Source organism: Thermococcus aegaeus (genome assembly GCF_055393685.1).
Genome location: NZ_AP042464.1, coordinates 825,734 through 850,053, shown reverse-complemented (window position 1 = coordinate 850,053; position 24,320 = coordinate 825,734). Strand labels below are relative to the sequence as shown.

Genomic DNA, 24,320 nt, shown 5'->3' with positions numbered 1-24,320 from the left:
ATGTTAAAAGTTTAAAAGAAGGGAAAGATACAAGACTACTTCTTTCTTCTAAAGACCAGTGGGATTAGGATTAGGCCTACTAAAGCTGCTGGGCCGCAAACTCCTCCTCCACCGCCACCGGTTTGGGTTTCTGTTTTTGCTGCTTGTTCTAATGACCAGTGGATAATGTTTGTGACGAACGCTGGGCCATCTAAGTCAACACCGTGGTACTTTGCCTCCCATGTTGGGGTGTAGTCACCGTATGGGCTTTCACCGCTTACTATGAGAACGCTTTGCTTTCCATTGTCGAATTTAATTATCTCAACTGCCAAGAGTGGGAATACTCCAGTTTCTCCAGCTGTATAGGCATTTGCCGGTGGGTCGTTGTTCTCCACAATAGTACCGTCTTGTGAAGTCTTTACAATCCTATAAACGTTCTCTGGAATGTTTCCATCAACGAGTTTTTGCCAGTTTCCATTATCATCAACCCATGCAACTACTGCCGGGCCGTGGTAGAGGACTTTTCCTCCATGTTGGAAGTTTTGTGTGAGCTTTTCTTTGTCTGGGGTGTTGTCATCTGGCTGCACGAGACCAACAACTCTATAAGATGCTCCGGCGTTGCTTGTTGGGTCTTCAACAGAACAGAGATCAATTCTTAAGTGTCCAACACCGAGTTGTTCAAGAACGGAGTTTGCGATGTCTTGGGCTTGGGGACCGCTACCATAGTCACTATCGGCGGCAACCCAAAGAACTTTTCCACCTTGCTTAAACCACTCTGCAATGGCTTGGATTTCATCTGGTTGGAATGGGCTTGTTGGTTGGCCGAGGATAAGCATGTCAACGTTTGCAAGGGCATCGGCGGTTATCTTTTCTCCCAGGTGCTTAATGCCTAGAGTATCTGCGGCCATTGGATCGCCGAAGTAGCCCCATTCGACATCAGTAATAGTTTTTACAATTCCGTGGGCGAGAGTTTTGTTGGTTCCGTATTCAAGGACGTCCTCTGCGAGGTACTTCTCGTTTTCTCCGTGGGCTAAATCTACCGCAACTGTTGCTGCACTAGCAAAAGCCATACCAAAAAGACCAAACAACACAAAAACTGAGATTAGTATTGAAAGCTTCCTCATGGCGTTCACCAAAGTATTTTATAAAACTTGAAAGTTATAAGATTTTTGACTGTGGTGCGTGTTTCAAAGAAATGCTTAAAAGAGTCATTTCGTAGGTGAAGGTAGGTGGTGTAAATGGATATTGAAGAGAAAATAAGCTTGATAACGAAAAAACCTACTGAGGAAGTGCTGACACTTGAGAATCTTAGACATTTGCTGGAAATTGGAATGCCCTTGCAACATTACATTGGATTTGAAATAAGCGGTTACATTCATCTTGGCACTGGATTAATGGCTGGTGCAAAAATAGCCGACTTCCAAAAAGCGGGGATAAAAACGAGGATATTCCTTGCGGACTGGCACAGCTGGATTAACGATAAGCTCGGTGGGGATCTTGAGGTTATACAGAAAGTTGCCCTAACTTATTTTAAGGAGGGCATGAAGCAAAGCATTAAAGTCATGGGCGGGGATCCAGATAAAGTAGAATTCGTTCTGGCTAGTGAGATTCTAGAGAAAGGCGATTACTGGAGGACTGTTATTGATATTTCAAAAAACGTCACCCTGGCAAGAATGATGCGATCTATAACGATTATGGGAAGACAGATGGGAGAAGCAATTGATTTTGCGAAGCTCATCTATCCAGCCATGCAGGTTGCAGATATCTTTTACCAAGGAGTCAATATAGCACATGCTGGAATGGATCAAAGAAAAGCCCACGTCATTGCTATTGAGGTTGCTCCAAAGTTGAGATACCATCCCCTCGTTTGGGAAGGGGAAAAGGTAAAACCCGTTGCTGTTCACCACCACCTCCTCTTAGGTCTCCAAGAGCCTCCAAAATGGCCAATTGAAAGCGAAGAGGAATTCAAAGAGATCAAGGCAGCAATGAAAATGAGCAAGAGCAAGCCCTATTCAGCTGTCTTCATCCATGACAGTCCAGAAGAGATAAAGCAAAAGCTTAGAAAGGCTTTCTGTCCAGCAAAGGAGGTTAACTACAACCCAGTGCTTGACTGGGCTGAACATATAATCTTTAGGGAAGAGCCAACGGAATTCACAATTCACAGGCCAGCAAAGTTTGGTGGAGATGTGACGTATACAACATTCGAGGAACTCAAGAAGGATTTTGCTGAGGGCAAGGTACATCCCCTCGATTTGAAGAATGCCGTTGCAGACTACCTAATAGAACTCCTCAAACCTATTAGGGAATACTTTGAGAAGCATCCAGAACCGCTGGAGCTTATGAAAGAAGTGCAGATTACGAGGTGATCTTTTTTTAAAGTTTTGTTTTTTCTCCCTAAAACTGACATCGATAAAGAAAAAAGTTAAGAAATGTGCATACCCTCTTAGTACTCTTCAAATGTTCCAAATTTCACAGGTGTTCCTTCCTTTACCATAATTTCTCCTCTGGCTATGACGTATCTAATTTTGAGTGTATCCCTATCTAATATTATAAGGTCGGCATCTTTGCCGGGCTTTATCTCTCCTTTTTGATTTAACTTTAGGTGTTTTGCGATGTTTGTTGAGGTTATCCTGACGGCATCTTCAATTTTAAGTTTCTCAATTTTTATCATGTCTACGAATTCCTTATATAAGGAGTGCACGGGGGCAATTAACATCCTAATCAGTTCTTTCTTTTCGTTAAACTTAGGCATGCTGCCATTTCCATCTGTGCTCATAGTGATTCTCTCAACAGGAACATTGTTCTTTAAGAGAGTTTTGACGGCTTCACTGGGCTTTATCGCTTCATTAAATCCATATTCCGGAGAAACGCCTGCAGTTATGTCCACATAGCCTCCTTCCTTTCCAAACTCTATGCTTTCATTGAACAATTCCTCACATCTGTTTAGATGGGTGGGGGCAAACTGTTCTATAGGAATATCTGTATTTTCTATAGCCTTTAAAATCGGTGTAAGACCAGGCTTTTCACTTCCCATGTGAATGTGAATAACTCCAGCTTTTCCAGAGATAATGCCTCCCACTCTAGCGTCAGAGGCAATCCTGCGCAGTTCTTCTATTGTAGGATGTGAAGATCTGTGGTCTGATAATGCCATTTTAACTCCTATTACTTTGTCTATGAGAACGATATCTGACAGCACGCTCCCAGTAATTGTTGGAGACGGTATCTGGTATGCCCCTGTGTAAATCCATGCACTTATGCCTTCGTTTTCTAATCCCCGTGCTTTCATTAACAGCTCTCTTAGTGATCTGGCAACGCCATCTGTTCCTAAAACACCAACTACCGTTGTTATCCCTACTCTAGTCAACTGACTTAGCTGGACTGGAGGAGTTCTGTATTGAGGTCCTCCTTCTCCTCCGGCTCCGTTTATATGAATATGCTGATCGATGAAGCCCGGAATGACAATAGAATTTGAAGCGTCTATTATTTCAACTTTTCCAAGAGCTCTGATATCATCTTCGTGTATTTCCCTCTCAATCACTGTGATTTTTTCATGGGTTATAAGAATGTCTCTTTGTCCTTCCTTTTCAGGTGAATATATCTCCCCGCCTTTTATCAAGATATTCATTCTTAACCCTCCATTTTAACAAAAATTAGAGAAAAACAAAAACGGCGCTTTCTTCATTCTTCTTTCCATATTGCTATGCCTGTGTATCCGTATATCCATGCAGTTATGAAGCCAAGGTAGCACATTATAGCCCATGGAAGATATTGAGTGGTTGGAACTCCTAGGACTGTAGTCATATAAATACCAGCTGCAGACCATGGGATTAATGGAACTACAACAGTTCCCGAGTCTTCGAGGGTACGGGACAGCACAGTTCTTTTGATCTTCATCTTATCAAACAAATCCCTGAACATTGTAGCAGGCACTATTTCAGAGAGATAGGAGTTTCCAGTTCCCATTCCAGTCAAGATTCCTGTAATAGAAGTTGCAAAAATTAATCTACCGACACTTCCTTTTACGAACGTGTTCTGGAGATAGTCTACAATCTTGGAAATGCTTCCACTCCTTTCCAATTGTCCGGCAAAGATATATGCAAAGAACACTACTGCCATCGCACTTGCCATGAATGATATTCCCCCTCTGTTAAGCATTTTGTCCACGGCTTCGACGCCGGTGGCGATAGAGGGTCCTTTAGCCATAGTCTTAACGATTGTGGAGATATCATATCCCTGCCACATTGCAATTGGAATTGCGGAAAGAATTGCAACCCATAGAACTGGTATAGTTGGGTATTTCTTATAGGCTAAAATCAGCAGAAGGATTGGTGGAATTAATGTTACCGGGCTCAGGTGGAAGTTTTGGGATAATGCATTTAGTATTACATTGACCTTACTCCAATCAACACTTCCAGTTGCTTTCAGTCCAACTATTGCATATACCACGAGGGAGATTATGTAACCCGGAACTGTTGTGTAAAGCATTGATTTCACGTGGTCTAAAACATCAACTTCAGCTAATGCTGCTGCCAAAACTGTGGTGTCTGACACGGGACTTATCTTGTCACCTAAATACGCCCCAACTACTATTGCTCCAGCGGCTGCAGGCAAAGGAACTCCAAGTCCATAGGCGACTCCCATAAGAGCAACTCCAAAAGTGGCTGCAGTTCCCCATGATGTTCCCGTTAAGAGAGATGCTATACTTGTTATCAGTGTTGCAGCCACAAGAAACGTTTTGGGGTTTAGTGTCTTAAGACCAACATACATGAGATATGGGATAGTTCCTGATATCATCCAGATTGCAATTAATGGTCCTACCGTAATCAGAATTATCATTGCACCCATTGCTCTAGCGGCTAATGGGACTGTTCCTTCCTCAAAGAGTTCTTTCCATGAGAATCCATAGTAGAATACGTAGATTGCTGTTGTCATTATGCTGACAAACATCAACAAAATTGCTGTATCAAACTTCAGTATTAGCTTTCCTACCACCATTGTACCCAATATTAGTAGCACTACAGCAGTTGCACCCTTTAGTCCAACCTCTCGTTTTGGCATTTTCTTCACCCTATAGCGCGTTATTAGCCCTAGTCCCCCCATAATTGGGGACTAGGGTTTTGATTTGCTCATGTTTGATAGTACTGTCTATGAATAAAAACTTAACGTGTTAATTTTTGTCTACATGTTTCGTAAAATATTGACCCAAAAATGGTCTTAATTGCATCAGAACTAGTAACTGCTGATTAGATTTGATACTGAAAAATAGCTAAAAAATACCTAAAAGATTTTTCATTTGTGTGCCATCATTGTTCCAATTCCCTTCTTCAGAATTTTAGCTTGAAAGACCGATACCACGCCTTTGGGCTTCCAATCGCTGGATACACTTTATAGTTATCTACAATTGGTTTGTCTCTAAGAAACTTGTCTATATGGTATTTGAGGCTCTCTAAATTTGATTCAAAGAACCTTAGCAAGAAGTCGTAATCTCCACCTATGTATTCTGTTACTTCGTATATCCGTGGATTGGCAATTGCTTCAGAGATAAAGGTGTTTATGTCCTCTATCCTTGCCTGTCTGTTCAATTTAACTAAAACATCTGCATATGCAACGTTTGCCGCTTGAAGGAGGAGAAGTCCGACTATTTGTAGAATTCCTTCCTCTTGGAGCCTTAAACGTCGTCTTCTAGCTGTGGTAATAGAAATTCCAAGCTTTTCGGCAATCTTTGTGTCACTCGCCCTTCCGTCTTCTCGTAATATCTGATAAATCTTAATGTCAAGATCATCAAGTTTATTTTTGAAAATTTTCTTTAAGACGAGTATCTCGTCATTGTTCTCTCCTATTGTCATCTTAATTCCTCCATAATAATTCGGCTAGTTCTTTTTTAGGTTTTTTGATACTATGCCACAAAAAATGTGAATATGTGGAGGGATACTAAAGATTGTTGAAAAAAGGAATCGAATTCACTCAGAGTACACGATTTCTCCGTTTATCAATACCATTTCGGCTCTGTTTCTGATATCAAGTGGATCTCCATTGAACACTACAAGATCAGCATCTTTGCCTTCCTCTATGCTTCCCACTCTATCTGCAATACCGAGTATCTTTGCGGGTGTTATTGTTATGCTTTTAAGAGCCGTCTCGGGATCGAGCCCCTCTCTTACTGCGAGGGATGCCATAATCGGCAGCTCAAAAATAACTTGTCCTAGAGCATCGGTGCTTAAAGCAAATTCAACTCCGGCTTTGGCAAGTAAAACTGGAGATTTAATCGTGAGGTTTCTAAGTTCGGGCTTATGACGTGGAAGGAGAAGAGGTCCATGAACCACGGGGATGCTTTTCTTGGCAATTATGTCAGCAATTCTATATGCCTCGGTGCCGTGTTCTATCACGATATCCACATTAAATTCTTCTGCAATTCTTATTGCCGTTAAGATGTCACTTGCCCTGTGTGCATGAGCCCTGAGAGGAATCTCTCTCTTCAGAACAAGCTCCAGAGCTTCGAGCTTTATATCAAACTCCGGCATTTTATCTGGATCGTCTTTGGCTTTCTCTTTTTTCTCCATATATCTCTTTGCTTTGTACAGCCACTCTCGTATTAGACCTGCTGATGCCATTCTAGTTTGAGGAGTGCGCTTTTGAGTAACTCCGTATACATTTTTCGGGTTCTCTCCGAATGCAATTTTCATTCCAATGGGAAACTTAACAAGCATCTCTTCTACAGTCCTACCATAGGTCTTTATTGCTGCTCCCATGCCCCCAATGGGGTTTGCACTGCCTGGGAGGATTCCAAGGGTTGTTATTCCAAATTTTCTTGCCATGTCAAAAGCTGGATCATCGGGTTTAATACCATCTATTGCTCTCAAGTGAGGAGTTACTGGATCCGTCATTTCATTACCATCGTTTCCTTCCCATCTCAGTCCCTCTTCGAAAAGCCCTAGATGGGCATGGGCGTCAATAAATCCTGGAGTTATGACCTTTCCTGTGACGTCTATCACTTCGTAGTCTTTAGGGATTTGTGCATCTTTTTCAAGGATTTTTTCGATTTTTCCATTGCTTATTAAAATTGTTCCTTCTTTGATGGTTCCCAATTTAGACATCGTTAATATTGTCCCACCTTTTAATGCCAGTTTTTTGGACTTCAATATCTTCACCTCCTTGTTGGCAAACAAAAATATCCTAAAAACTAAATTACATCCTCTTGAGTCTTGGATTTACATATTCCTCGATGGCATAGCCTATTTGAGTGAATCCAAGGACTGTTATTGTTATCATAATACCTGGAGAGGTTATCCACCACCAAAGACCGCTGGAAATAGCCCCAGAATTTCTGGCCCAGTAAATAATCGCTCCCCATGATTTTTTGGAGGGGTCCCCCAGTCCAAGGAAGCTAAGTGATGCCTCAGCAATCATAGCTCCTCCAACTCTCATTAAGGTAAATGCCACAAGAAGAGGAAGCAGCTGTGGAAGTATATGCTTGAACATTATTCTTCTGTCACTGGCTCCAAGAGCTCTTGCTGCCTCTACGTAATCCCGTTCTTTTAATGATAACACTTGAGCTCTAACCATTCTTGCAATTCCCGGCCAGCTGAATATTGCGATTGTTATCACTATGTTTATGTAACCCTGCCCAAGAATAGAAGCTAGTAATATCATGAAGGGTAGTATTGGGATCAGTAGCATGACGTCTGTTACAGCCATTAGTCCCTCATCGACCACCCCTCCGTAGTAGCCTGCTATTAATCCGACTAGGGTTCCTATGACTACTGTTGAAACCGCTGCTGTGATACCCACAAATAATGAAATTCTAGCCCCATATACAAGCTCACTGAACACGTCTTGTCCTATGTCGTTTGTGCCAAGCAAGTGATCCCATGAGGGTGGCAAAAATGGTGCATCTACAATTTCCCAGGGATCATAAGGAGCTATATATTGAGGAGCGATTGCCATTGCAAATGGTATTGCTAGGAGTATTAACCCAATAATCCCTCGTCTGCTTGTTAATATTGTCCTGACAACTTCTAAAGATGCAAACAACTTGCTAAGGGGAGTTTCAGGAGATTTTTGTCCCTTAAGTATTTCCGTCATTGTGCACTCACCCTGGGATCTATTATTGGATACATAAACTCAACTATCGTTACCAACACCAATGTCAGAAGGGATGTGTAGACTACAATTCCTAAAAGCAGTGGATAGTCGGTCATATATACTGCATCATAAAGGAGCTTTCCTACTCCGGGTAATGAAAAAACAACCTCTATCAACATTGCTCCACTTACAGACCATCCTAGATCTAATGCGAGAGCTGTGACTACTGGTAAGCTGGCAGGTCTTAAAGCATGCTTGAAGAGGATTATCCTGTCAGGCATCCCTTTTGCTTTAGCTGCAAGAATGAATTCTTCCCCAAGGACATCTAGCATGGTATTTCTCATAAGCATGAAGTATCCTGCAAATCCCAAAACCACAAGAGTTACAAAAGGAAGCCACAAGTGGTAAATTACATCCTTCAGAAATTCCAACCGACTAGTATATTCGGTTCCATACGAATAAGCCCCATATAATGGCGCTAACCCGAAATAATATCCAAATATTATCAACAGCACTATACCAAGCCAGAAACTTGGCATTGACCTAATAAACATTACAAGGGAAACTAAAAACGAATCCGCTAAAGATCCTCTTCTATACGCAGCTATGGCTCCCAAGAAGATACCGATAAGTGCTGACGCTATTATTGAAGTGGTAACAAGGACTATTGTCCAAGGTAATGCTTCTTTGATAACTTTTGATACGGGTTCTAGTCTGCTAAAGGATATGCCAAGATTGCCATGAAGGAAGAATTCCTTTACGAATGTTTTGTACTGCTCCCAAAGTGGCTGGTCCAATTTGAACTCTTTTATAAGTGCTTCCCTCAACTCTGGTGAAATATTGGGGTTTTCTGCCAGATAAGCAAAGGCTCCTCCAGGTAATAACCTTGGGATAATAAAGGTTATACTAACGATTATATAAAACACAAATGCCCTTATTATTATCTTTCGGAGCACTTTGTATGCCCATCTTCCCGCCATTTTACCACCCTTTTAATTGTTAGTTGCTGAAATTGGAAAATAAAAATTTAAATGAGAAAAATTGATTAGATCTCACTTTCTCCGTCTAAGCAGTGCTGGGATCAACGCTAGTCCGATGAGTGCTGCTGGTCCACATACTCCTCCTTTCGTTGATGTCTCTGCTTGTGTTGAAGTTTTTGAAGCTGTTGCTTTTTCCTCGGAAGTTGTTGTTGAAGATTCCTTACTTATTTCCTTGTTGTAGAGGTTCATAATGCTGAACCAGTTATCTGGACCCATTATGTCTGAAAGCACCCATCCGTCCCATGTCTTAGTGCTGTATGCGAATATGAACTGCTGGTGAACCATATTTAAGACTGGAACGTTTTCTGCAAGTATCTCCTGAATCTTGTACACTATCTGCTTTCTCTCTTCATAGTCTACCGTGTACCTCTGTTTGTCGAGAAGCTCGTCCAGTCCGGGTATCACACAGTGTCCCTCGTTCCACCCACCTTCTGAGTGGAAGAGCATTCTGAGGATATCTGGATCGAGAGAGCCAATTCCACCTATTATCAGCATGTCAAAGTTTCCTGAGTCAAGATAGTTTGAGAGTGTTGTCCACTCTAAAGGTTGATATTTAACATTGACACCGATTTTCTTCAAGTTCTCTGCTATCATTTGACCCCATCTAACTCTTAATGGATCATATGATGGAGAATATATAGTTAGTGTTACATCTGACCCATCTGGAGCTTCTCTCCATCCGTCTCCATCAACATCCTTAAAGCCGATTTCATCGAGTAATTCCGCTGCCTTTTTGAGGTTGAATGGATATTTCTCTTCTTTTGATGGGAGATTTGGATTGTACCATTCTTTGAGTGTGGGCGGAATCCTTCCGAGGGATCCTGGTAATGCGTATCCTTGGTAAACTATCTTTACGACCTCTGTCTGGTTGATAGCATAGTGCACAGCTTGCCTGAACTTAACTTCACTCATTGGCCATCTCTGGCAGTTGAAGTACATAAATCTGGCACCAAATTCAGTCACGGCATGTAAATGAGCATCGGGAATTTCTTTAACTTGTGGAATGGAGCTGTATGGAATACTCCATGTCATCACATCAACTTCTCCTTTCTTAAATGCCATAAGCATTGCATCTGGGTTTGATATTACTGGCATAATGATTTCATCAATTAGTGGTCTGCCTAGGTGGTAATTTGGATTAGCTTTCAACTTATAATATTGCTGGGGCTTGTGTTCAACATAGATAAAAGGTCCAGATCCTATTGGGTTTTCATTTTTGTATTGAATTAGTGAACTCTTGTCTATATTTTCCCAAATGTGTTTTGGAACAATGTAGATTGAAGAAGCTATCATGTACAAGAATGGAGCATAGGGCTCTTTTAGGTAAATCTTTACGGTGTACGTATCAACAGCCTCTGCCTTGTCAATTACAGCGGCAACATCTGCAAATCTGGTCTGGCTCCCAATTTCTGCGAGGAGATTATACGTAAAGGCAACGTCTTCGGCGGTTACAGGTTTACCATCATGCCATGTAGCATTATGGAAAAGCTCAAATGTCCATACCTTACCATCCTCTGAGACACTCCAATCCTTGGCAAGTCTGCCAGCATATTTCATATCTGGTGTCATTATAGTGAGGGTGTCATATACATTGTCTAGAATCATAGCCTCCCAAGAGGATGTGTACGTAAATGGGTTCAATGTATTTGCTTCACCCATCATGGGCCATCTAAATGTTCCTCCGGCTTTCATCCATGGTTCTCTGTGGATATAATCAAAGATGTTGGCTTTGTTGGTTGCGGCACTGGCTTTTGGTGTTGCTAGAGAAAGCACTACAACCCCAACTAAAATCAAGCATATCAATTTTTTTGTTGGATGCATGCAGGAACCCCCAGTGGTTTTATCGTTGTTGTTGGTAGAACATAATAAATAATTTTCTTGTTAAATTTTAACCCAATAATCTTTCTTGATAGAGGTATGATAACTCGTTGGTGTTAATATTTTCACAAACATAGCGGTTAAATTTTTCTGGCTTTTTGCCAAGCTAGTCCCCCAATGCTCTTTATGTCATTTTCTAAAAAGTTTGAGATAACTCATTGTACTACCGAGATAATCTTGACATTCTTTTACTACGTTGTAGTAAGTAGAAACTCCGTAATGCATAGTTTTACTACGAGAAAGTGATTATGAAAAAAGATGCCAGTAACATCTATATCTTTGGAGAGGTGTTGGTTCTCACGCTCTTGATGAACTCTTTAGAAATGCTCATCAAATAAAAACAACTCGGAAGGTTGTTTTTGGTGCGGGGGCGGGGATTTGAACCCCGGAACCCCTACGGGACGGGACCCTGAATCCCGCGCCTTTGACCAGGCTCGGCAACCCCCGCGCGTTAGTAGATGAATTCTGCAGAACTTTTAAATCTTTCTAATTGATATGGTTTTAATCCTCGAGCCATATCTCTATTCTCTGAACTCCTTTTCCTATACTTGAGCGTTTAAGCTTCTTTATGTGGCCGATTTCTCTAATATCTTTTACATGTGTTCCTCCACAAGGCAGGATTTCAAAGTCCCTGATTTGGGTTAACCTTTTCTCTCCTTCCCACCAGATTTTGACTTCGCCTCCTTCATCAACGTAGCGGTTAAAAAGCTCGATTATCTTTTCTTTGTATTGGTTAAGGTTTTCGGGATATCTTACATCGTATCTACCCTTCTCTGAACTCATGCCGCTTCCATGTAGCTGCCAGTTTCCTTTTCCAAGAACTTCATTAAATACATGGTCTAAGAGGTGCAACGCTGTGTGTATTCTCATGAGCTTATAGCGCCTTTCCCAATCGAGTTTTAATTCTACTTCATCCCCAATGCTGAAGGCACTCGCATCTTCAACGACATGCCAGATATTTCCATCTTCATCTTTGTAGACATCTAGAACTCTAACTCCGTTTATAGTTCCCGTATCGTGGGGTTGCCCCCCTCCAGTGGGGTAAAATATGGTCTGGTCTAAAAGCAAGGCATTCTCCTTTATCTGGACTATCTTTGCCTTGGCTTCCTTCAAGTATGCATCCTCATAATAAAGTTTTCTCGTCATTTATACCACCTAATCAAAGAATATTAAAGAGAAATTAAAAACCTAATGCTACCTCTTCTTTAACATGAAAAGGGCAATGCCTATTAAAACTGCCGCTCCTGCTATTCCGGCTATCTGAGGGGTTGTTAAGTTTATTTTGTTTTCTTCTGATGGTAGCCTATACTTGATGTACGCCCTTGTAACGTTCCCTAAAAGGGACTGTATGTCCTCAAAGGGGGCACCGTATCTGACGAAAACGTTTGCTGTTATCAAAATTTTGTTTCCTTCTATTTTTGTTAAGAGAGTGTATCTGTTCCCCTTGACTTCCTTGCTTATATTCTCTGGAACTTCAACAATTTCCGCTTCTGGTGGAAGAATAAATTCAATTCTTAGGCTCTGATTTATCTCGTTTTGGGCTCTGTAGCCCAGCTGTGAGGGATTCAGAAGTGTTGGATCAAAGGAATATTCGTAGGTTCCGTTTACTAACTTAGTGAAGTTCTTCAAGACATAGTTGGCTTCTATTGTCAAGGGTCCCTCTTTATCCAAGCCCAATATGCTTGCATTTGCATCCTCCACGGTTATTCCTTGAGCTGCCATTCCTTGGAGGTAGTTTTGGAGGATCATGTTGGTAACATTCTCGGCTCCCATAAGGTTTATTTGAAGCTTCATGAGTTCTATTTGCTCCTTTGGCTCAAGGTATGTTTCCCTTACAAGAAGGTTGGTAGTTCCATCCTTTGAAATCTCTGCTTTTATATACTGCTCAGTTTTTACAGGTTGATACGTTTCCTCCCCTTTGTAGGGGGCTGTGTAATGAATATAAAACGCATTGTAGTCCCCGAAGAGCGCCCTGAATCCGTCTGGAGATAGGTTTTCTTCCAAGTAAATATCGGAGCTTACGATAATTTTATTCCCTTTAACTTTTGACCTTACGTAGAATTTGCTTTGTCCAAATTCCTTTGTGTATGCTTGGGGGTATTCAACCAGCTCTGCTCCTTCCGGAAGCTCTATAATAAATAAGTTATGGAGTTCTATTTTTTGAGGCAGTCCAGTGTCTGGAACTGGCATTGTTCCATATCCTCTAGTTGGATCCACTACTATTTCCCAGTAGTCATCATATGAATAGTACTTGGCAAACTTCTCTGCATACGCTGTAAAAACTACCGTGAAGTTGTCCTCCTTAATGCTAACCAGTTTGAACGTTTGGTTTTTAGTCCTTATTCCTGCATTTGCTAAACTGGCAATGTAGTTGTCCAGCTGCTCTTTTTCGAACTTTGCTATTGCTTCTTCTTCACTCATGTTTGTTTGGTTTAATATACTTGCGATCTCTTCTTGTATCTTGTCCTTAGGCCCTAGGATAGAAGTCATTACAGTTATTTGAGCATCCCCGTTTTGAAGCACCTTAACTTTGAGCGTAAATTCTTCTTTATAGTAATCCACAGTCTCTGCTTGGACAAAAGAGAGGCCTAGAAGGAGAATTATTAAAAAACTTCCTAACTTTTTCATTTTTATCCCCCAATTTCTTTTTCTAAAAACCAAATGGTGGTAGGGTATTTAACTCTATCCCTCATAAATTGAAAAAGAAGAAGAGGAAATCACCACTTACTCTCGTCAAGTTCTCCCTCAGTTTTTGCGACTATTGTTGTTCCTGCTAGGTCACCGGTAACGTTAACCATTGTTCTGCCCATGTCGAGGATAGCATCAATTCCGAGTATCATTGCGTAAGCCAAGGCAACGGGAGTTCCTGGCTCTAGGTGCAGTCCGACGCTCTCCAAGACCATTGCGAGCATTATTGCTCCAGCTCCAGGCACACCAGCGGTTCCAATTGAAGCCAGAACTGCCGTGATTACTATCACTAACTGCTGGCTAAATGGTAAGGGCTGTCCAATTGCGTAGGCAATGAACATTGCACAAACACCTTGGTATAGAGCAGTTCCGTCCATGTTAATTGTAGCACCTAGTGGGAGGGTAAATGAATAAATACTCCTCGGCACACCCATGTTCTCCTCTGCAACACGCATTGTTACCGGTAAGGTACCGCTTGAGCTTCTTGTGACGAATGCTGTTACCATAGCGTCCTTAGCCTTGCTGAGGAACTTGACTAAGTCTAAGCCAAATATCTTAAGGAGGAGTCCATAGACAACTACTATCTGAATTGTCAAGCCTAGGTACACTGCTACTGTAACTTTTGCCAAAGGTCCGACGACTTTTACTCCTTGGGTTGCCATGATGTAGGCTATTAAAGCGAATACACCTATTGGGGCGTACTGCATAACTCCTCTAACAATCTTGTACATCGCTTCCGCTAATCCATCAAAGGCATTGTAGAGTGTTGTTGCTGAATTTTTAATTCTCTCATTTTCGCTGTTCATGAGATAGCTAAGGGCTATTCCCAAGACAATGGCGAAGAATATCGTTGGTAAGACTGCACCACTTGCAAGGGATGCAAACGGATTAGTGGGCACGATGTTTAGGAGGGTCTGCACAAGAGAGGGTGCCTGTGCCTGTATTGCCTTTCCTTCTCCTGCTCCGAGTTGTAGTCCAAGGCCAGGCTTGAAGAGGTTGGCCATTATGAGTCCTATGAACACTGCAAAGGCTGATGTTACCAAGTAGTAGACCACTATCTTTACACCCACTCTTCCAAGCCTTGCTGGACTTATGCTTGCGGCACCGACGACCAGTGAAGCTAGAACTATTGGCATCACTAACATCTTTAAGAGCCTAACAAAGAGATCTCCTAGGGGTTTTATTGCAGTTGCTGCTCCTGGGTGTCCGATGGCTCCTACTATCAACCCGTACACTGCACCTAAAATCAGTCCGATAAATATTTTTCTCAAAATTGGGTATTCAAGATAGCTTTTTAGGAGCCCCATTGGGCTCACCTCCGAACATTGGTGTTATATAGCAGTCTATGGCGGGAGAATTTTGTACTTTGTAGTATATAACTTTTTCCAAGATAGGTAAAGTGTAAAGTTTGTTGGGTTTGTATAGCGAAATTTTTAAATAGTCTTGAGTCGTAATCTCCCGTAGTGAGGTAGTCTTCGGTATGTGGGGTTGTTAAGCCCGAATGGAGACTGCCGAAAGCCCTGAAGATGTGGGGAGTCACCGTTCCCCCCGAAAGCCAGCCAATGAAGACCGGAGGCTGGAAGCCTACTCATTACGAAATTAATACCCTACACACACTTTACGGGTAGGCAGAACGGTTATTCGAACCTTAATGAGACATCCCCATAAAGAATTTTTTCTTTTCTTCCATCCTCAAGCTCCAAGATTAATGCGCCAAGCTCATCAATGTCTAAAGCTTTCCCCCTAATCTCGCCCTCTTCTCTTATTACTTTGACATCTCTGTTTAGAAGTGCTTTCTCTCTCCACTTTTGCAGTATTTTCTCGTCATTCCCACGTAGAAACTCCTCGTACCAGTACTCCAACCGGCCTACAATGGTTTTAAATATCTCCTCTGTGGGAATTTGCACTCCTAGAACATTACTTATTGATGTTGAGGTGCTTAAGAGTTCTTCCGGAATTGGGTTATTGACGTTTAGTCCTATACCCAGGACTATGTAGTAAACCTCCCTTTCTGAAAAACTCCCCTCTGCTAAGATACCGCATATCTTTTTTTCATTTACAAGGACATCATTGGGCCATTTTATCCTAGCATCTATTCCAAATCTTTCTAGGGTTTCAACAACGGCTATTGCTCCAAGAAAAACTATTTTAACTATATGATCAGGGGTAGTTTTTGGTTTTAATATCACACTCATCCACAGCCCGCCCCTAGGAGATGCCCACATCCTAAACTTCCTACCATAGCCACTTTTTTGAGTATCAGCCACTATTATGGTTCCTTCCTCTTCATCAAGGGCTATTCTCTTAGCATATTCGTTGGTTGAATCTATTTCCTGAAAGTATATCACCTTCTTTCCAATGTTTTTAGTGTTAAGGCCGAGCATTTGTTTCACCATAATATATTTTGACATGCGGGATTATTTAGTTAACGATAGGTTTAAATTTCCTCTTCCCTATGTATCACCAGAGGTGAATAGTATGGAAGCATACAACAACATTGGGATTAGGAGGAGACTTAAGAGGTTTTTTAGAAGGGATGGGAGGGCTTTGATTTTTGCAATGGATCATGGATTTGAACATGGGCCAACTGATTTTGAAGAAAACTGGGAACACATTAACCCCAGAATCATAATTCGAAAAGTTGTCAGAGCTGGGATAGATGGAGTAATGATGCTCCCAGGAATAGCGAGAATATCTGGAGAAGAGCTTGTTGGTAAGGATGTCGGTTTGATGATAAAACTTACCAGCAAAACAGAGCTCAGACCAAAGGAAGAGTGGCTTATGCAAGATCAACTTGGGTTTGTTGAAGATGCGATTAAACTTGGAGCCGATGCCGTAGCAGCAACGGTTTACTGGGGAAGTCCATATGAGGGAGCAATGATGAGACAGTTTGCGGAGATAGCAAGCTACGCTCACGATTTAGGTTACCCTGTTGTGCAGTTTGCCTATCCTAGGGGACCGTACATTAATGAAAAATACGGCAAGAAAGAGGACTATAGAGTTGTTATGTATGGAGCAAGGGCTGCTGCAGAGATGGGAGCGGATATGATTAAAACTTACTGGACTGGGTCAAGAGAAACATTTGCCAAAGTTGTTGACGCCGCTTCAGGCGTTCCGGTTCTCTTAAGCGGTGGAGCGAAGACAGATAATCCTCTGGATTTCTTAAAGATCGTCTGGGAAGTTATTGAAGCTGGAGGAAGCGGAGCAGTTGTTGGAAGAAATATATTCCAGAGAGAAAACCCGGAGCCGATGATTAGAGCACTTTTGAGGGTAATCCACAGAAATGAAGATCCAGAAGAGGCCGCAAAGGCTGAGGGGTTAATTTGACTTTTCTTAATATTTTTATTCAAATTTGTCCAGTGTGATTTTTAAACCTCCTTTCTAAACATCTATTGGGTGGTGGGAATGGTTGAGATAATTGATACCACATTTAGGGATGCTCACCAGTCACTTATTGCTACAAGACTATCAACAAGGGATATGCTTCCAATAGCCGAAAAGATGGACAAAGTCGGCTTTTACTCTATGGAAGTATGGGGCGGAGCAACTTTTGATGCAGCTCTAAGGTTCCTAAGAGAAGACCCCTGGGAGAGATTAAAGCTTTTAAGGGAGCACATAAAGAGAACAAAACTTCAAATGCTGCTTAGAGGACAAAACGTTGTTGGCTACAAGCACTACCCAGATGATGTAGTGGAAAAATTCGTTGAACTTGCTTACAAAAATGGAATTGACATCTTTAGGGTCTTTGATGCCTTAAATGACGTTAGGAATATGAAAACCGCAATCAGAAAGGCCAAGGAAGTGGGGGCTGAAGTTCAAGGAGCAATAAGTTACACTACCGGGAAGATATTCACTTTAGAGTATTACCTCCAGAAAGTTGATGAGCTAATTGAGCTGGATGTTGATTATATCACAATCAAGGATATGGCTGCTCTTTTGGATCCCCAAACGGCCTATGAACTTGTGAAGGAGATCAAAGACCGCTATGGGGTAAAGGTCAATGTTCACACTCACGCAACAAGCGGTCTGGCCTCGGCAACCTACTTAAAAGCAGTTGAGGCTGGAGCGGATTTCATAGACACGGCAATTTATCCTTTAGCGAATGGTACAGCTCAGCCTGCAATTCAGAGCATCTATTACTCTTTAAAAAGCGAAGACAAGCCTAAAGTTGATATGAAGCTGATTTTTGAAATCTCCAAGTATCTGCGGAGGATTCTTGAAGAAAAATATGAGCACCTAATGAACAAGAGGGCTCTCCATGGAGATCCAAACGTTCTAATTCACCAAATTCCCGGCGGTATGTATTCAAACCTTATCTCCCAGCTCAGAGAAATGAAGGCTCTCGATAAGCTTGATGAAGTTCTAGAAGAAGTACCGAGAGTTAGGGAGGAACTCGGCTATCCACCTTTGGTAACGCCAACTTCTCAGATAGTTGGGACTCAAGCAGTGTTTAACGTTCTGTTTGGGAGGTATAAGATGATAACCGAGGAGACAAAGAACTACGTAAAAGGTCTCTACGGCAGACCCCCTGCTCCAATAAAAGAGGAAATTAAGAAGCTTATCCTTGGAGATGAAGAACCGATAACTGTTAGACCTGCCGATTTGCTTGAACCGATGCTTGAGAAAGCGAGAAAAGAACTTAAGGAAAAGGGTTTCCTTGAGAAGGAAGAAGACGTGGTGACTTACTGCCTCTTCCCACAGGTAGCTTTGGAGTTCTTTGAACTTAGAAAGCAAGGGAAGCTCAAGCCAGTAGAAGAGAAGCCCAAGGGCAAAGTGATAAAGGTCTATGTGGGTGGAAGAGAATATGAAATTGGAGTTGAAGGGGTAAATCTTGAGGGGTTGTTTATTTCGGCTTATGTCCCTTCTGAAGCTCCTACTCTTGCTCAGGCTCCTTCAGCACCAGCTCCAGCAACAGCTTCTGCTCCGGTTCCTTCTGCTCCGGTTGGGGTTTCTTCAGCTCCAGCTCCGGCGGCTGGTGAGAATGTGGTTTCTGCGCCTATGCCTGGTAAGATTCTTAGGGTTTTGGTTAGGGAGGGTGATCAGGTTAGGGTTGGTCAGGGGTTGCTTGTGCTTGAGGCTATGAAGATGGAGAATGAGATTCCCTCACCAAAGGATGGTGTTGTGAAGAGAATTCTTGTTAAGGAAGGAGACACCGTCGACACTGGACAACCACTAATAGAACTCACTTAAATTACTCTCCATTTTTTAGTTTTTACTTTAAACAGTGGGGAATTTGAGCGTTTTTGCTAATTTTTGGTACACTTATCAAAATTTGTTCATAAAAATGCCCAGATTTCCGAAAGGCATATATATTACATGACTATAACATCATGATGAATTTCCATTGGGAGGTGCTTTAGATGAACTCGGCAGTCATTATACTGGCGGCCGCAATTATATATGTGGCCATGTATTTTACTTATGGAAAGAGCCTACAAAGCAAAGTTGTCAAAGCAGACCCAAACAGGCCAACACCAGCACACAAGCTTTATGACGGTGTCGACTACGTTCCAGCACACCCAGTAGTTCTTTATGGGCACCACTTCGCAAGTATTGCTGGAGCAGGGCCAATAGTTGGTCCAGCTGTGGCAATGGCATGGGGATGGATACCATCACTGCTCTGGATATGGTTTGGAAACGTTTTCATTGGTGCAGTGCACGATTACTTAGCTTTGATGGCATCGGTGAGATATGATGGTAAGTCAATACAGTGGATTGCTGGAAAGATAATGAGCAAAAGAACTGGAATCGCATTTGAAGTTTACATATGGTTTGCCCTGCTCTTAGTGGTTGCAGCGTTTGTAGCTGTTACGGCAAGACTGTTAGTCTTGACTCCACAAGCCGCAACGGCAACACTGTTATTCCTCCTAGTGGCAATCATTCTAGGATGGATGATGTACAAGATGAACGTGAACTTCTACGTCGCAACGGCTATAGGGCTAATACTTCTTGTTGTTGCACTATGGATCGGCTTTAGAAATCCATTAGTATTCGTCCAAGGTCAGACAGTCGATGGAAGTGCAGAATACCTCCAAGCATACCACTACTGGAACATTATATTGATGATTTACATCATTGTGGCATCTTCACTGCCGGTATGGGTACTTCTCCAGCCCAGAGACTACCTTAACGCTTATATTCTCTGGTTTGGACTTTTAATTGGAGGTATAGCGTTCATAGCTCTCGCAAAGCCATTTGAAGCCCCAGGATTTACAATGTTTTCAGCAAACGTTGTTGGTGGGCAACCATCCCCCTTCTGGCCCACAGTTCCGCTGGTAATTGCATGTGGTGCTCTGAGCGGTTTCCACTCAATAGTTGGTTCTGGAACATCATCAAAGCAGCTTGACAAAGAAATCCATGGATTGCTCGTTGGCTACGGTGGAATGTTCACTGAAGGATTCTTATCAACAATTGTTGTGACAGCAATAGCTGTTTACGGTGTTAAGCTCACCGGACTAAGCGCAAATGCAGTAGAATGGGGAACCCAATACATAACCAAGGGTGGGCTTGGAACCTTTATCGGTGGTTATGCTCAAGGACTTGCCGACATGTACGGAATAGACGTTACACTTGGAAAGACATTCGCAACTCTATGGGTTTCAGCGTTCACATTGACCTCTCTTGACACTGCTACAAGGCTTGGAAGGTTTGCATGGCAAGAAGTCTTTGGAATGGTAACCGATACAAGCCAAGGAATATGGAAGACCATCACAAACAAGTGGATAGCATCAATAGTAATCGCGGTACTTGGAACTTGGATGGCTTGGGGCGCTGGATATAAAGTTCTCTGGCCAGCATTTGCTGGTATGAACCAGCTATTAGCTTCAATTGCAATGATGACAGCCGCTCTATGGGCTTACAAGATACAAAGGGCAGGAACATGGAGCTATGCCGTCTTAATTCCAGCACTCTTCCTATGGATAACAGTCACGGCAGGTCTTATATGGTACATAATAGTAGTTCCACTCAAAGGAAGCACCTTAATAGCAGTGAAAGGCTCTCTCTTGGTAGGTCTAGTGCTCAACTTCCTTCTAGCGTATGACTTCTACCTTGCATGGAAGAGACCGGCCGAAGAATACGAGGCGGCTCCGGCGTGAAAGTTTTTTCCTTTTTCAATATTATTTTAATTTTGTTGAGGTGATTTGATGAAGACTTTCTTAAAAAGGGCCCTTTACTGGATTTCTATGCCTATTCGGGTTTTATGGGAATTCAACAAGGGATTTAGGCTTTATTATCTTAGAGGGCTCCAGTGGGAGGAAGAAGAACTTGAGAATATTTTTGCCCTTCTCATTCTGGGGAGCTATATTGGGCTTCCAAACCCTCCTGTGGACCTTAGTTATAAGCTTCTTCCTCACATGATCAGGGAGATGTATGTTATGCAGGAGAAATCCCTTAATCCATTAACGATGAAAACGGGGTGGTTAAATGTTTGAAAATCTAAAGGCATTTTTTAGGGGATTTTTTAGTGCATTCAAGGCACGTTCTACGGAATATCTTGAGTTTGAGGAGAGGGAACTTGAAAACGTGTTTGCACTAGTGCTCATGGGCTCGTTTGTAGGCATCCCTTCTCCACCCACAACACTCGTCATGAGGTTAATGCCCCATATGGTGAGAGAGATTTACGTAATGCAGAGAAGAGCGGGGGAAATGGATGATATATTTGGTGAAATCGCTGCAATGTTTGAAATAACGTGAGGTGATAACGATGAGAGACTATTTGGTTCCAAAAGAAGGATTCAGGGTCTTATTCTTCATTGGAAAGGGAGGGGTTGGAAAAACAACGAGCTCAGCTGCAGTATCGGTTGCCCTCGCAAAAAAAGGATACAAAACTCTGATAGTCTCAATAGACCCGGCCCACAACTTGGGTGATGTGTTTGAGGTAAAGCTAAACGACAAGCCGAAGGAAATAGCTGAGAACCTTTATGCAATGGAACTCGACATGGAAAAGCTCATTAAAGCCTATTTAAAGCATCTTGAGGAGAATTTAAAGCATATGTATAGGTATCTTACCGTCATAAACCTTGAGAAGTATTTTGAAGTGCTCAGTTTTTCTCCGGGTATAGAAGAATACGCCACCCTTGAGGCTATCAGAGAGATACTGCAAAAAGGAGATGAATGGGATGTCATAGTATTTGATACACCTCCAACTGGATTAACTTTGAGAGTATTGGCCCTTCCTGAAATTGCTCTCATCTGGACAGAGAAGCTCATAGAGATAAGAAAAAAGATTTTAGAAAAGAGGAGGGCAATTGAGAACATACAGGGAGAGAGGAAGTTTGTGATTGAAGGGGAAGAGTATAAACTTCCGAGTAAAGAGGAAGAAGACCCCGTAATGAAGGAGCTTAAGCAATATAAAGCCGAGATAAATTTTGTCCGGAATGTTGTTACAAATCCAAAAAAGACCAGTGTCGTGGCGGTGATGAATCCCGAAATGTTACCGCTGTATGAGACAGAGAGGGCTTATAAGGCTTTAAGGAAGTTCAAAATTCCTTTTAATCTGGTTATTGTCAACAAAGTCATTGAGCTTGAAGAGGAAGTTCCAAGGATAAAGGTAAAGATGGAAGCTCAAAGAAAAGTTCTTAGAGACATAGGGGAAAAATTCAATGGAATAGACATCGTTACAGTACCCATGTTTGAAGAAGAACCGAGAGGGCTAAAATGGCTTGAGAAAGTTGGGGGGTTAATAGTTGGAGATTGAGGAGATTTATGAAGAGCTCAGGAAGGTGAGAGAGCCTATAAGTGGAGAGGATATAGTTAGTCTAGGAATTGTGAGTTTGATCAGGAAAGAAGACAACAAAATAATAATCTTCCTTGGATTGGCAAGAAGGACTCCTAGACATCCATTTGAGATGGCGGTTAATTGGGCGGTTCATGCAAGGATAGTCAAGGATATAGTAAAAGTTTTAGAGGGAAAAGTGAACTTTGAGATAATCGATGACATGACATTTCAAAGGTATTACCCAATAGAGGAGGTTTAATCATGAAGGTAACACCGGAATTGTTGCTTTTGATAATGGTTTTAGGTGCAATTGCCACTTTGCAGTTTTATAAAGGAAGGAAGCTCAATTTGACTATAATGGACTACTATCTGAGGACGATAGAGAAGGTCGTAAAGCCCAAGGATAAGGACTATGTGTGGATAGGCGGATATGTGGGATTTAGGGCGTTTTATAAGGTCAATGAAGGTAACATCGACAAGTTTGAATATACATTAACTCTTTTGCCGAGGCAGAGCATTCTCTATTTCCCTATCTCAAAGCTGATAAACAGGCATGATAAGATATACTTTGTGGTAAAACCATATGCCACAATAAAACGCGAGGTGCACTTGATACAGAAGGGCTATTACCGCTTTAAGCCGAAGATTGAAGATGAGGAGCTTCTGCAAAGAGAAATAATAGAAGTAAACGGAAAACAGTATGAAGCACTGTTTGAAAAGAGAAGAGACGTTGAAACACTGAAGGAATTTCTCCAAGGATTTTCAAAAGTCGAAAACGTCAAACACATTTCACTGACTCCAAAGACAAACGTACTTTATGTCTTCATGAAGCCGGAGATAGAAACGATAGAGCAAGATGTCAGGCATATAGTAAGGTTTGTTAATGAAAGGATAAAGGAAAGTCCCTTTGAAAGGTAGGGAAAAGCTAATAAATTTCCCTTTAAATTTCTCTTCATGATGGAGAGACTTTTCAGCCTTGGATACTCAAAGCAGTTTGCGGAGAGATATTTTGAATTATGGGGTGAGAGGGCTTTAAAAATAGCCGAAGCCATGGAAAAACCCCTGCCAAGGTGTTTTAGGGTTAATACTCTTCGTGTTGAAATTTCCAGGCTTACCAAGATGTTGAACAAAAAGGGTTTTCAATTTAAACGCATACCTTGGGCAAAAGAAGGTTTCTGCCTGACGAGGGAACCCTTTTCAATTACTTCTACTCCTGAATATCTCGGTGGTTTGCTCTACATTCAGGAAGCCTCATCCATGTATCCCCCAATAGCTTTGGAGCCAAAGCCGGGAGACGTCGTTGCGGACATGGCAGCAGCGCCGGGAGGAAAGACTTCACATCTTGCGCAGCTCATGGAGAACAAAGGGGTTATATATGCTTTTGATGTTGGGGAGGAAAGGCTTAAAGAAACAAGACTGAATCTCTCTCGGCTTGGAGTTACAAACACAATACTCTTCCACAAAAGCTCCCTTTATATGGGGGAGCTAGAGATTGAGTTTGACAAGATTCTCCTTGATGCTCCGTGCACAGGCTCCGGAACCATTCACAAAAATCCGGAAAGAAAGTCGAACAGAACGCTAGAAGATGTAAAGTTCTGTCAGAATCTGCAAATGCAAATGGTTAAGGTAGCTCTGGAGAACCTCAAAAAAGGCGGTGTGTTGGTATATTCCACATGTTCTTTAGAGCCTGAGGAAAATGAATTCGTTATTCAGTGGGTTCTGGACAATTTTGACGTTGAACTTCTCCCCCTTAGACATGGTGAACCTGCCCTAACGACACCTTTTGGAATAGAGCTTAGTGAAGAGATTAGCAAGGCGAGGAGATTTTATCCAGACAGACATAACACAAGTGGATTTTTCGTTGCAAAAATAAGGAAGAAATCTTAGAAGAATCTAACAAAAACATTTAATAGATTTGAGTAAGCAATAAATAT

Annotated in this window: 22 protein-coding genes and 1 tRNA gene; 10 read left to right on the top strand and 13 right to left on the bottom strand. The window is 42.0% G+C overall.

The features are described from left to right. Nucleotides 1-35: 35 nt before the first annotated feature. The gene (locus ACZ5NL_RS04650; RefSeq protein WP_004069812.1) at nucleotides 36-1,103 is read right to left on the bottom strand and encodes a CGP-CTERM sorting domain-containing protein; all 1,068 of its coding nucleotides are present in this window, start codon (nucleotides 1,101-1,103) and stop codon (nucleotides 36-38) included. Nucleotides 1,104-1,217: 114 nt separating this feature from the next. Between ACZ5NL_RS04650 and ACZ5NL_RS04645 the strand changes: the two genes are divergently transcribed. Then, nucleotides 1,218-2,345 carry a tyrosine--tRNA ligase gene (locus tag ACZ5NL_RS04645; RefSeq protein WP_087035701.1) on the top strand — a complete coding sequence of 376 codons (1,128 nt, stop codon included), beginning with the start codon at nucleotides 1,218-1,220 and terminating at the stop codon, nucleotides 2,343-2,345. A 77-nt stretch (nucleotides 2,346-2,422) separates the two neighbouring features. Here ACZ5NL_RS04645 and iadA read toward each other — a convergent pair whose 3' ends face one another. From iadA to ACZ5NL_RS04585, 12 genes are all read right to left on the bottom strand, one after another. After that, nucleotides 2,423-3,604, bottom strand: a complete 1,182-nt coding sequence (iadA, locus tag ACZ5NL_RS04640; protein WP_464843169.1) for a beta-aspartyl-peptidase — start codon at nucleotides 3,602-3,604, stop codon at nucleotides 2,423-2,425. A 53-nt stretch (nucleotides 3,605-3,657) separates the two neighbouring features. After that, complete coding sequence (nhaC, locus tag ACZ5NL_RS04635) at nucleotides 3,658-5,037, bottom strand: Na+/H+ antiporter NhaC (RefSeq protein WP_464843167.1); 1,380 nt, start codon at nucleotides 5,035-5,037, stop codon at nucleotides 3,658-3,660. Nucleotides 5,038-5,303: 266 nt separating this feature from the next. Next, nucleotides 5,304-5,825, bottom strand: a complete 522-nt coding sequence (locus ACZ5NL_RS04630) for an Lrp/AsnC family transcriptional regulator (RefSeq protein ID WP_464843166.1) — start codon at nucleotides 5,823-5,825, stop codon at nucleotides 5,304-5,306. Nucleotides 5,826-5,939: 114 nt separating this feature from the next. Next, the gene (locus tag ACZ5NL_RS04625) at nucleotides 5,940-7,118 is read right to left on the bottom strand and encodes an amidohydrolase (RefSeq protein ID WP_464843165.1); all 1,179 of its coding nucleotides are present in this window, start codon (nucleotides 7,116-7,118) and stop codon (nucleotides 5,940-5,942) included. Nucleotides 7,119-7,164: 46 nt separating this feature from the next. Further along, complete coding sequence (locus tag ACZ5NL_RS04620) at nucleotides 7,165-8,061, bottom strand: ABC transporter permease (protein ID WP_464843163.1); 897 nt, start codon at nucleotides 8,059-8,061, stop codon at nucleotides 7,165-7,167. Beyond that, nucleotides 8,058-9,041, bottom strand: coding sequence for an ABC transporter permease (locus ACZ5NL_RS04615; RefSeq protein WP_464843161.1), 984 nt, complete (start codon nucleotides 9,039-9,041; stop codon nucleotides 8,058-8,060). Before ACZ5NL_RS04615 ends, ACZ5NL_RS04620 begins: the two co-directional genes overlap by 4 nt. A 72-nt stretch (nucleotides 9,042-9,113) precedes the next feature. Then, nucleotides 9,114-10,922 carry an ABC transporter substrate-binding protein gene (locus ACZ5NL_RS04610; RefSeq protein WP_464843160.1) on the bottom strand — a complete coding sequence of 603 codons (1,809 nt, stop codon included), beginning with the start codon at nucleotides 10,920-10,922 and terminating at the stop codon, nucleotides 9,114-9,116. Nucleotides 10,923-11,339: 417 nt separating this feature from the next. After that, nucleotides 11,340-11,427, bottom strand: a tRNA-Leu gene (locus ACZ5NL_RS04605). 53 nt (nucleotides 11,428-11,480) lie between these two features. Beyond that, on the bottom strand, nucleotides 11,481-12,125 hold the full coding sequence (locus ACZ5NL_RS04600; protein ID WP_252743153.1) for an alanyl-tRNA editing protein: 645 nt from the start codon (nucleotides 12,123-12,125) through the stop codon (nucleotides 11,481-11,483). 48 nt (nucleotides 12,126-12,173) lie between these two features. Continuing rightward, nucleotides 12,174-13,607: an exodeoxyribonuclease VII small subunit gene (locus ACZ5NL_RS04595; RefSeq protein ID WP_252743154.1), complete on the bottom strand. Its 1,434-nt coding sequence runs from the start codon at nucleotides 13,605-13,607 to the stop codon at nucleotides 12,174-12,176. 89 nt (nucleotides 13,608-13,696) lie between these two features. Continuing rightward, nucleotides 13,697-14,974, bottom strand: a complete 1,278-nt coding sequence (locus ACZ5NL_RS04590; RefSeq protein ID WP_087035689.1) for a dicarboxylate/amino acid:cation symporter — start codon at nucleotides 14,972-14,974, stop codon at nucleotides 13,697-13,699. Nucleotides 14,975-15,304: 330 nt separating this feature from the next. Further along, nucleotides 15,305-16,051 (bottom strand): biotin--[acetyl-CoA-carboxylase] ligase, encoded by a 747-nt coding sequence (locus ACZ5NL_RS04585; RefSeq protein ID WP_464843316.1) that lies wholly within the window; start codon nucleotides 16,049-16,051, stop codon nucleotides 15,305-15,307. Between the two features lie 94 nt (nucleotides 16,052-16,145). Here ACZ5NL_RS04585 and fba point away from each other — a divergent pair, with 94 nt between their 5' ends. From fba to ACZ5NL_RS04540, 9 genes are all read left to right on the top strand, one after another. Continuing rightward, nucleotides 16,146-16,994 carry a class I fructose-bisphosphate aldolase gene (fba, locus tag ACZ5NL_RS04580; RefSeq protein ID WP_464843159.1) on the top strand — a complete coding sequence of 283 codons (849 nt, stop codon included), beginning with the start codon at nucleotides 16,146-16,148 and terminating at the stop codon, nucleotides 16,992-16,994. A 78-nt stretch (nucleotides 16,995-17,072) separates the two neighbouring features. Further along, complete coding sequence (gene oadA / locus ACZ5NL_RS04575; RefSeq protein WP_464843158.1) at nucleotides 17,073-18,857, top strand: sodium-extruding oxaloacetate decarboxylase subunit alpha; 1,785 nt, start codon at nucleotides 17,073-17,075, stop codon at nucleotides 18,855-18,857. Nucleotides 18,858-19,027: 170 nt separating this feature from the next. Next, nucleotides 19,028-20,764, top strand: coding sequence for a carbon starvation CstA family protein (locus ACZ5NL_RS04570; protein ID WP_464843157.1), 1,737 nt, complete (start codon nucleotides 19,028-19,030; stop codon nucleotides 20,762-20,764). Between the two features lie 48 nt (nucleotides 20,765-20,812). Continuing rightward, on the top strand, nucleotides 20,813-21,100 hold the full coding sequence (locus tag ACZ5NL_RS04565; protein ID WP_464843156.1) for a DUF7990 family protein: 288 nt from the start codon (nucleotides 20,813-20,815) through the stop codon (nucleotides 21,098-21,100). Continuing rightward, on the top strand, nucleotides 21,093-21,362 hold the full coding sequence (locus tag ACZ5NL_RS04560) for a DUF7990 family protein (protein ID WP_004069831.1): 270 nt from the start codon (nucleotides 21,093-21,095) through the stop codon (nucleotides 21,360-21,362). The genes ACZ5NL_RS04565 and ACZ5NL_RS04560 overlap by 8 nt, the downstream gene beginning before the upstream one ends. 10 nt (nucleotides 21,363-21,372) lie before the next feature. Beyond that, a complete protein-coding gene (locus tag ACZ5NL_RS04555; RefSeq protein WP_464843154.1) occupies nucleotides 21,373-22,365 on the top strand; it encodes an ArsA family ATPase in 993 nt (330 codons plus the stop codon). Further along, nucleotides 22,355-22,645: an iron-sulfur cluster assembly protein gene (locus tag ACZ5NL_RS04550; RefSeq protein ID WP_464843152.1), complete on the top strand. Its 291-nt coding sequence runs from the start codon at nucleotides 22,355-22,357 to the stop codon at nucleotides 22,643-22,645. The genes ACZ5NL_RS04555 and ACZ5NL_RS04550 overlap by 11 nt, the downstream gene beginning before the upstream one ends. 2 nt (nucleotides 22,646-22,647) lie before the next feature. Further along, the gene (locus ACZ5NL_RS04545; RefSeq protein ID WP_464843150.1) at nucleotides 22,648-23,304 is read left to right on the top strand and encodes a hypothetical protein; all 657 of its coding nucleotides are present in this window, start codon (nucleotides 22,648-22,650) and stop codon (nucleotides 23,302-23,304) included. Nucleotides 23,305-23,340: 36 nt separating this feature from the next. Then, a complete protein-coding gene (locus ACZ5NL_RS04540) occupies nucleotides 23,341-24,273 on the top strand; it encodes an NOL1/NOP2/sun family putative RNA methylase (RefSeq protein ID WP_464843149.1) in 933 nt (310 codons plus the stop codon). Nucleotides 24,274-24,320: the final 47 nt, after the last annotated feature.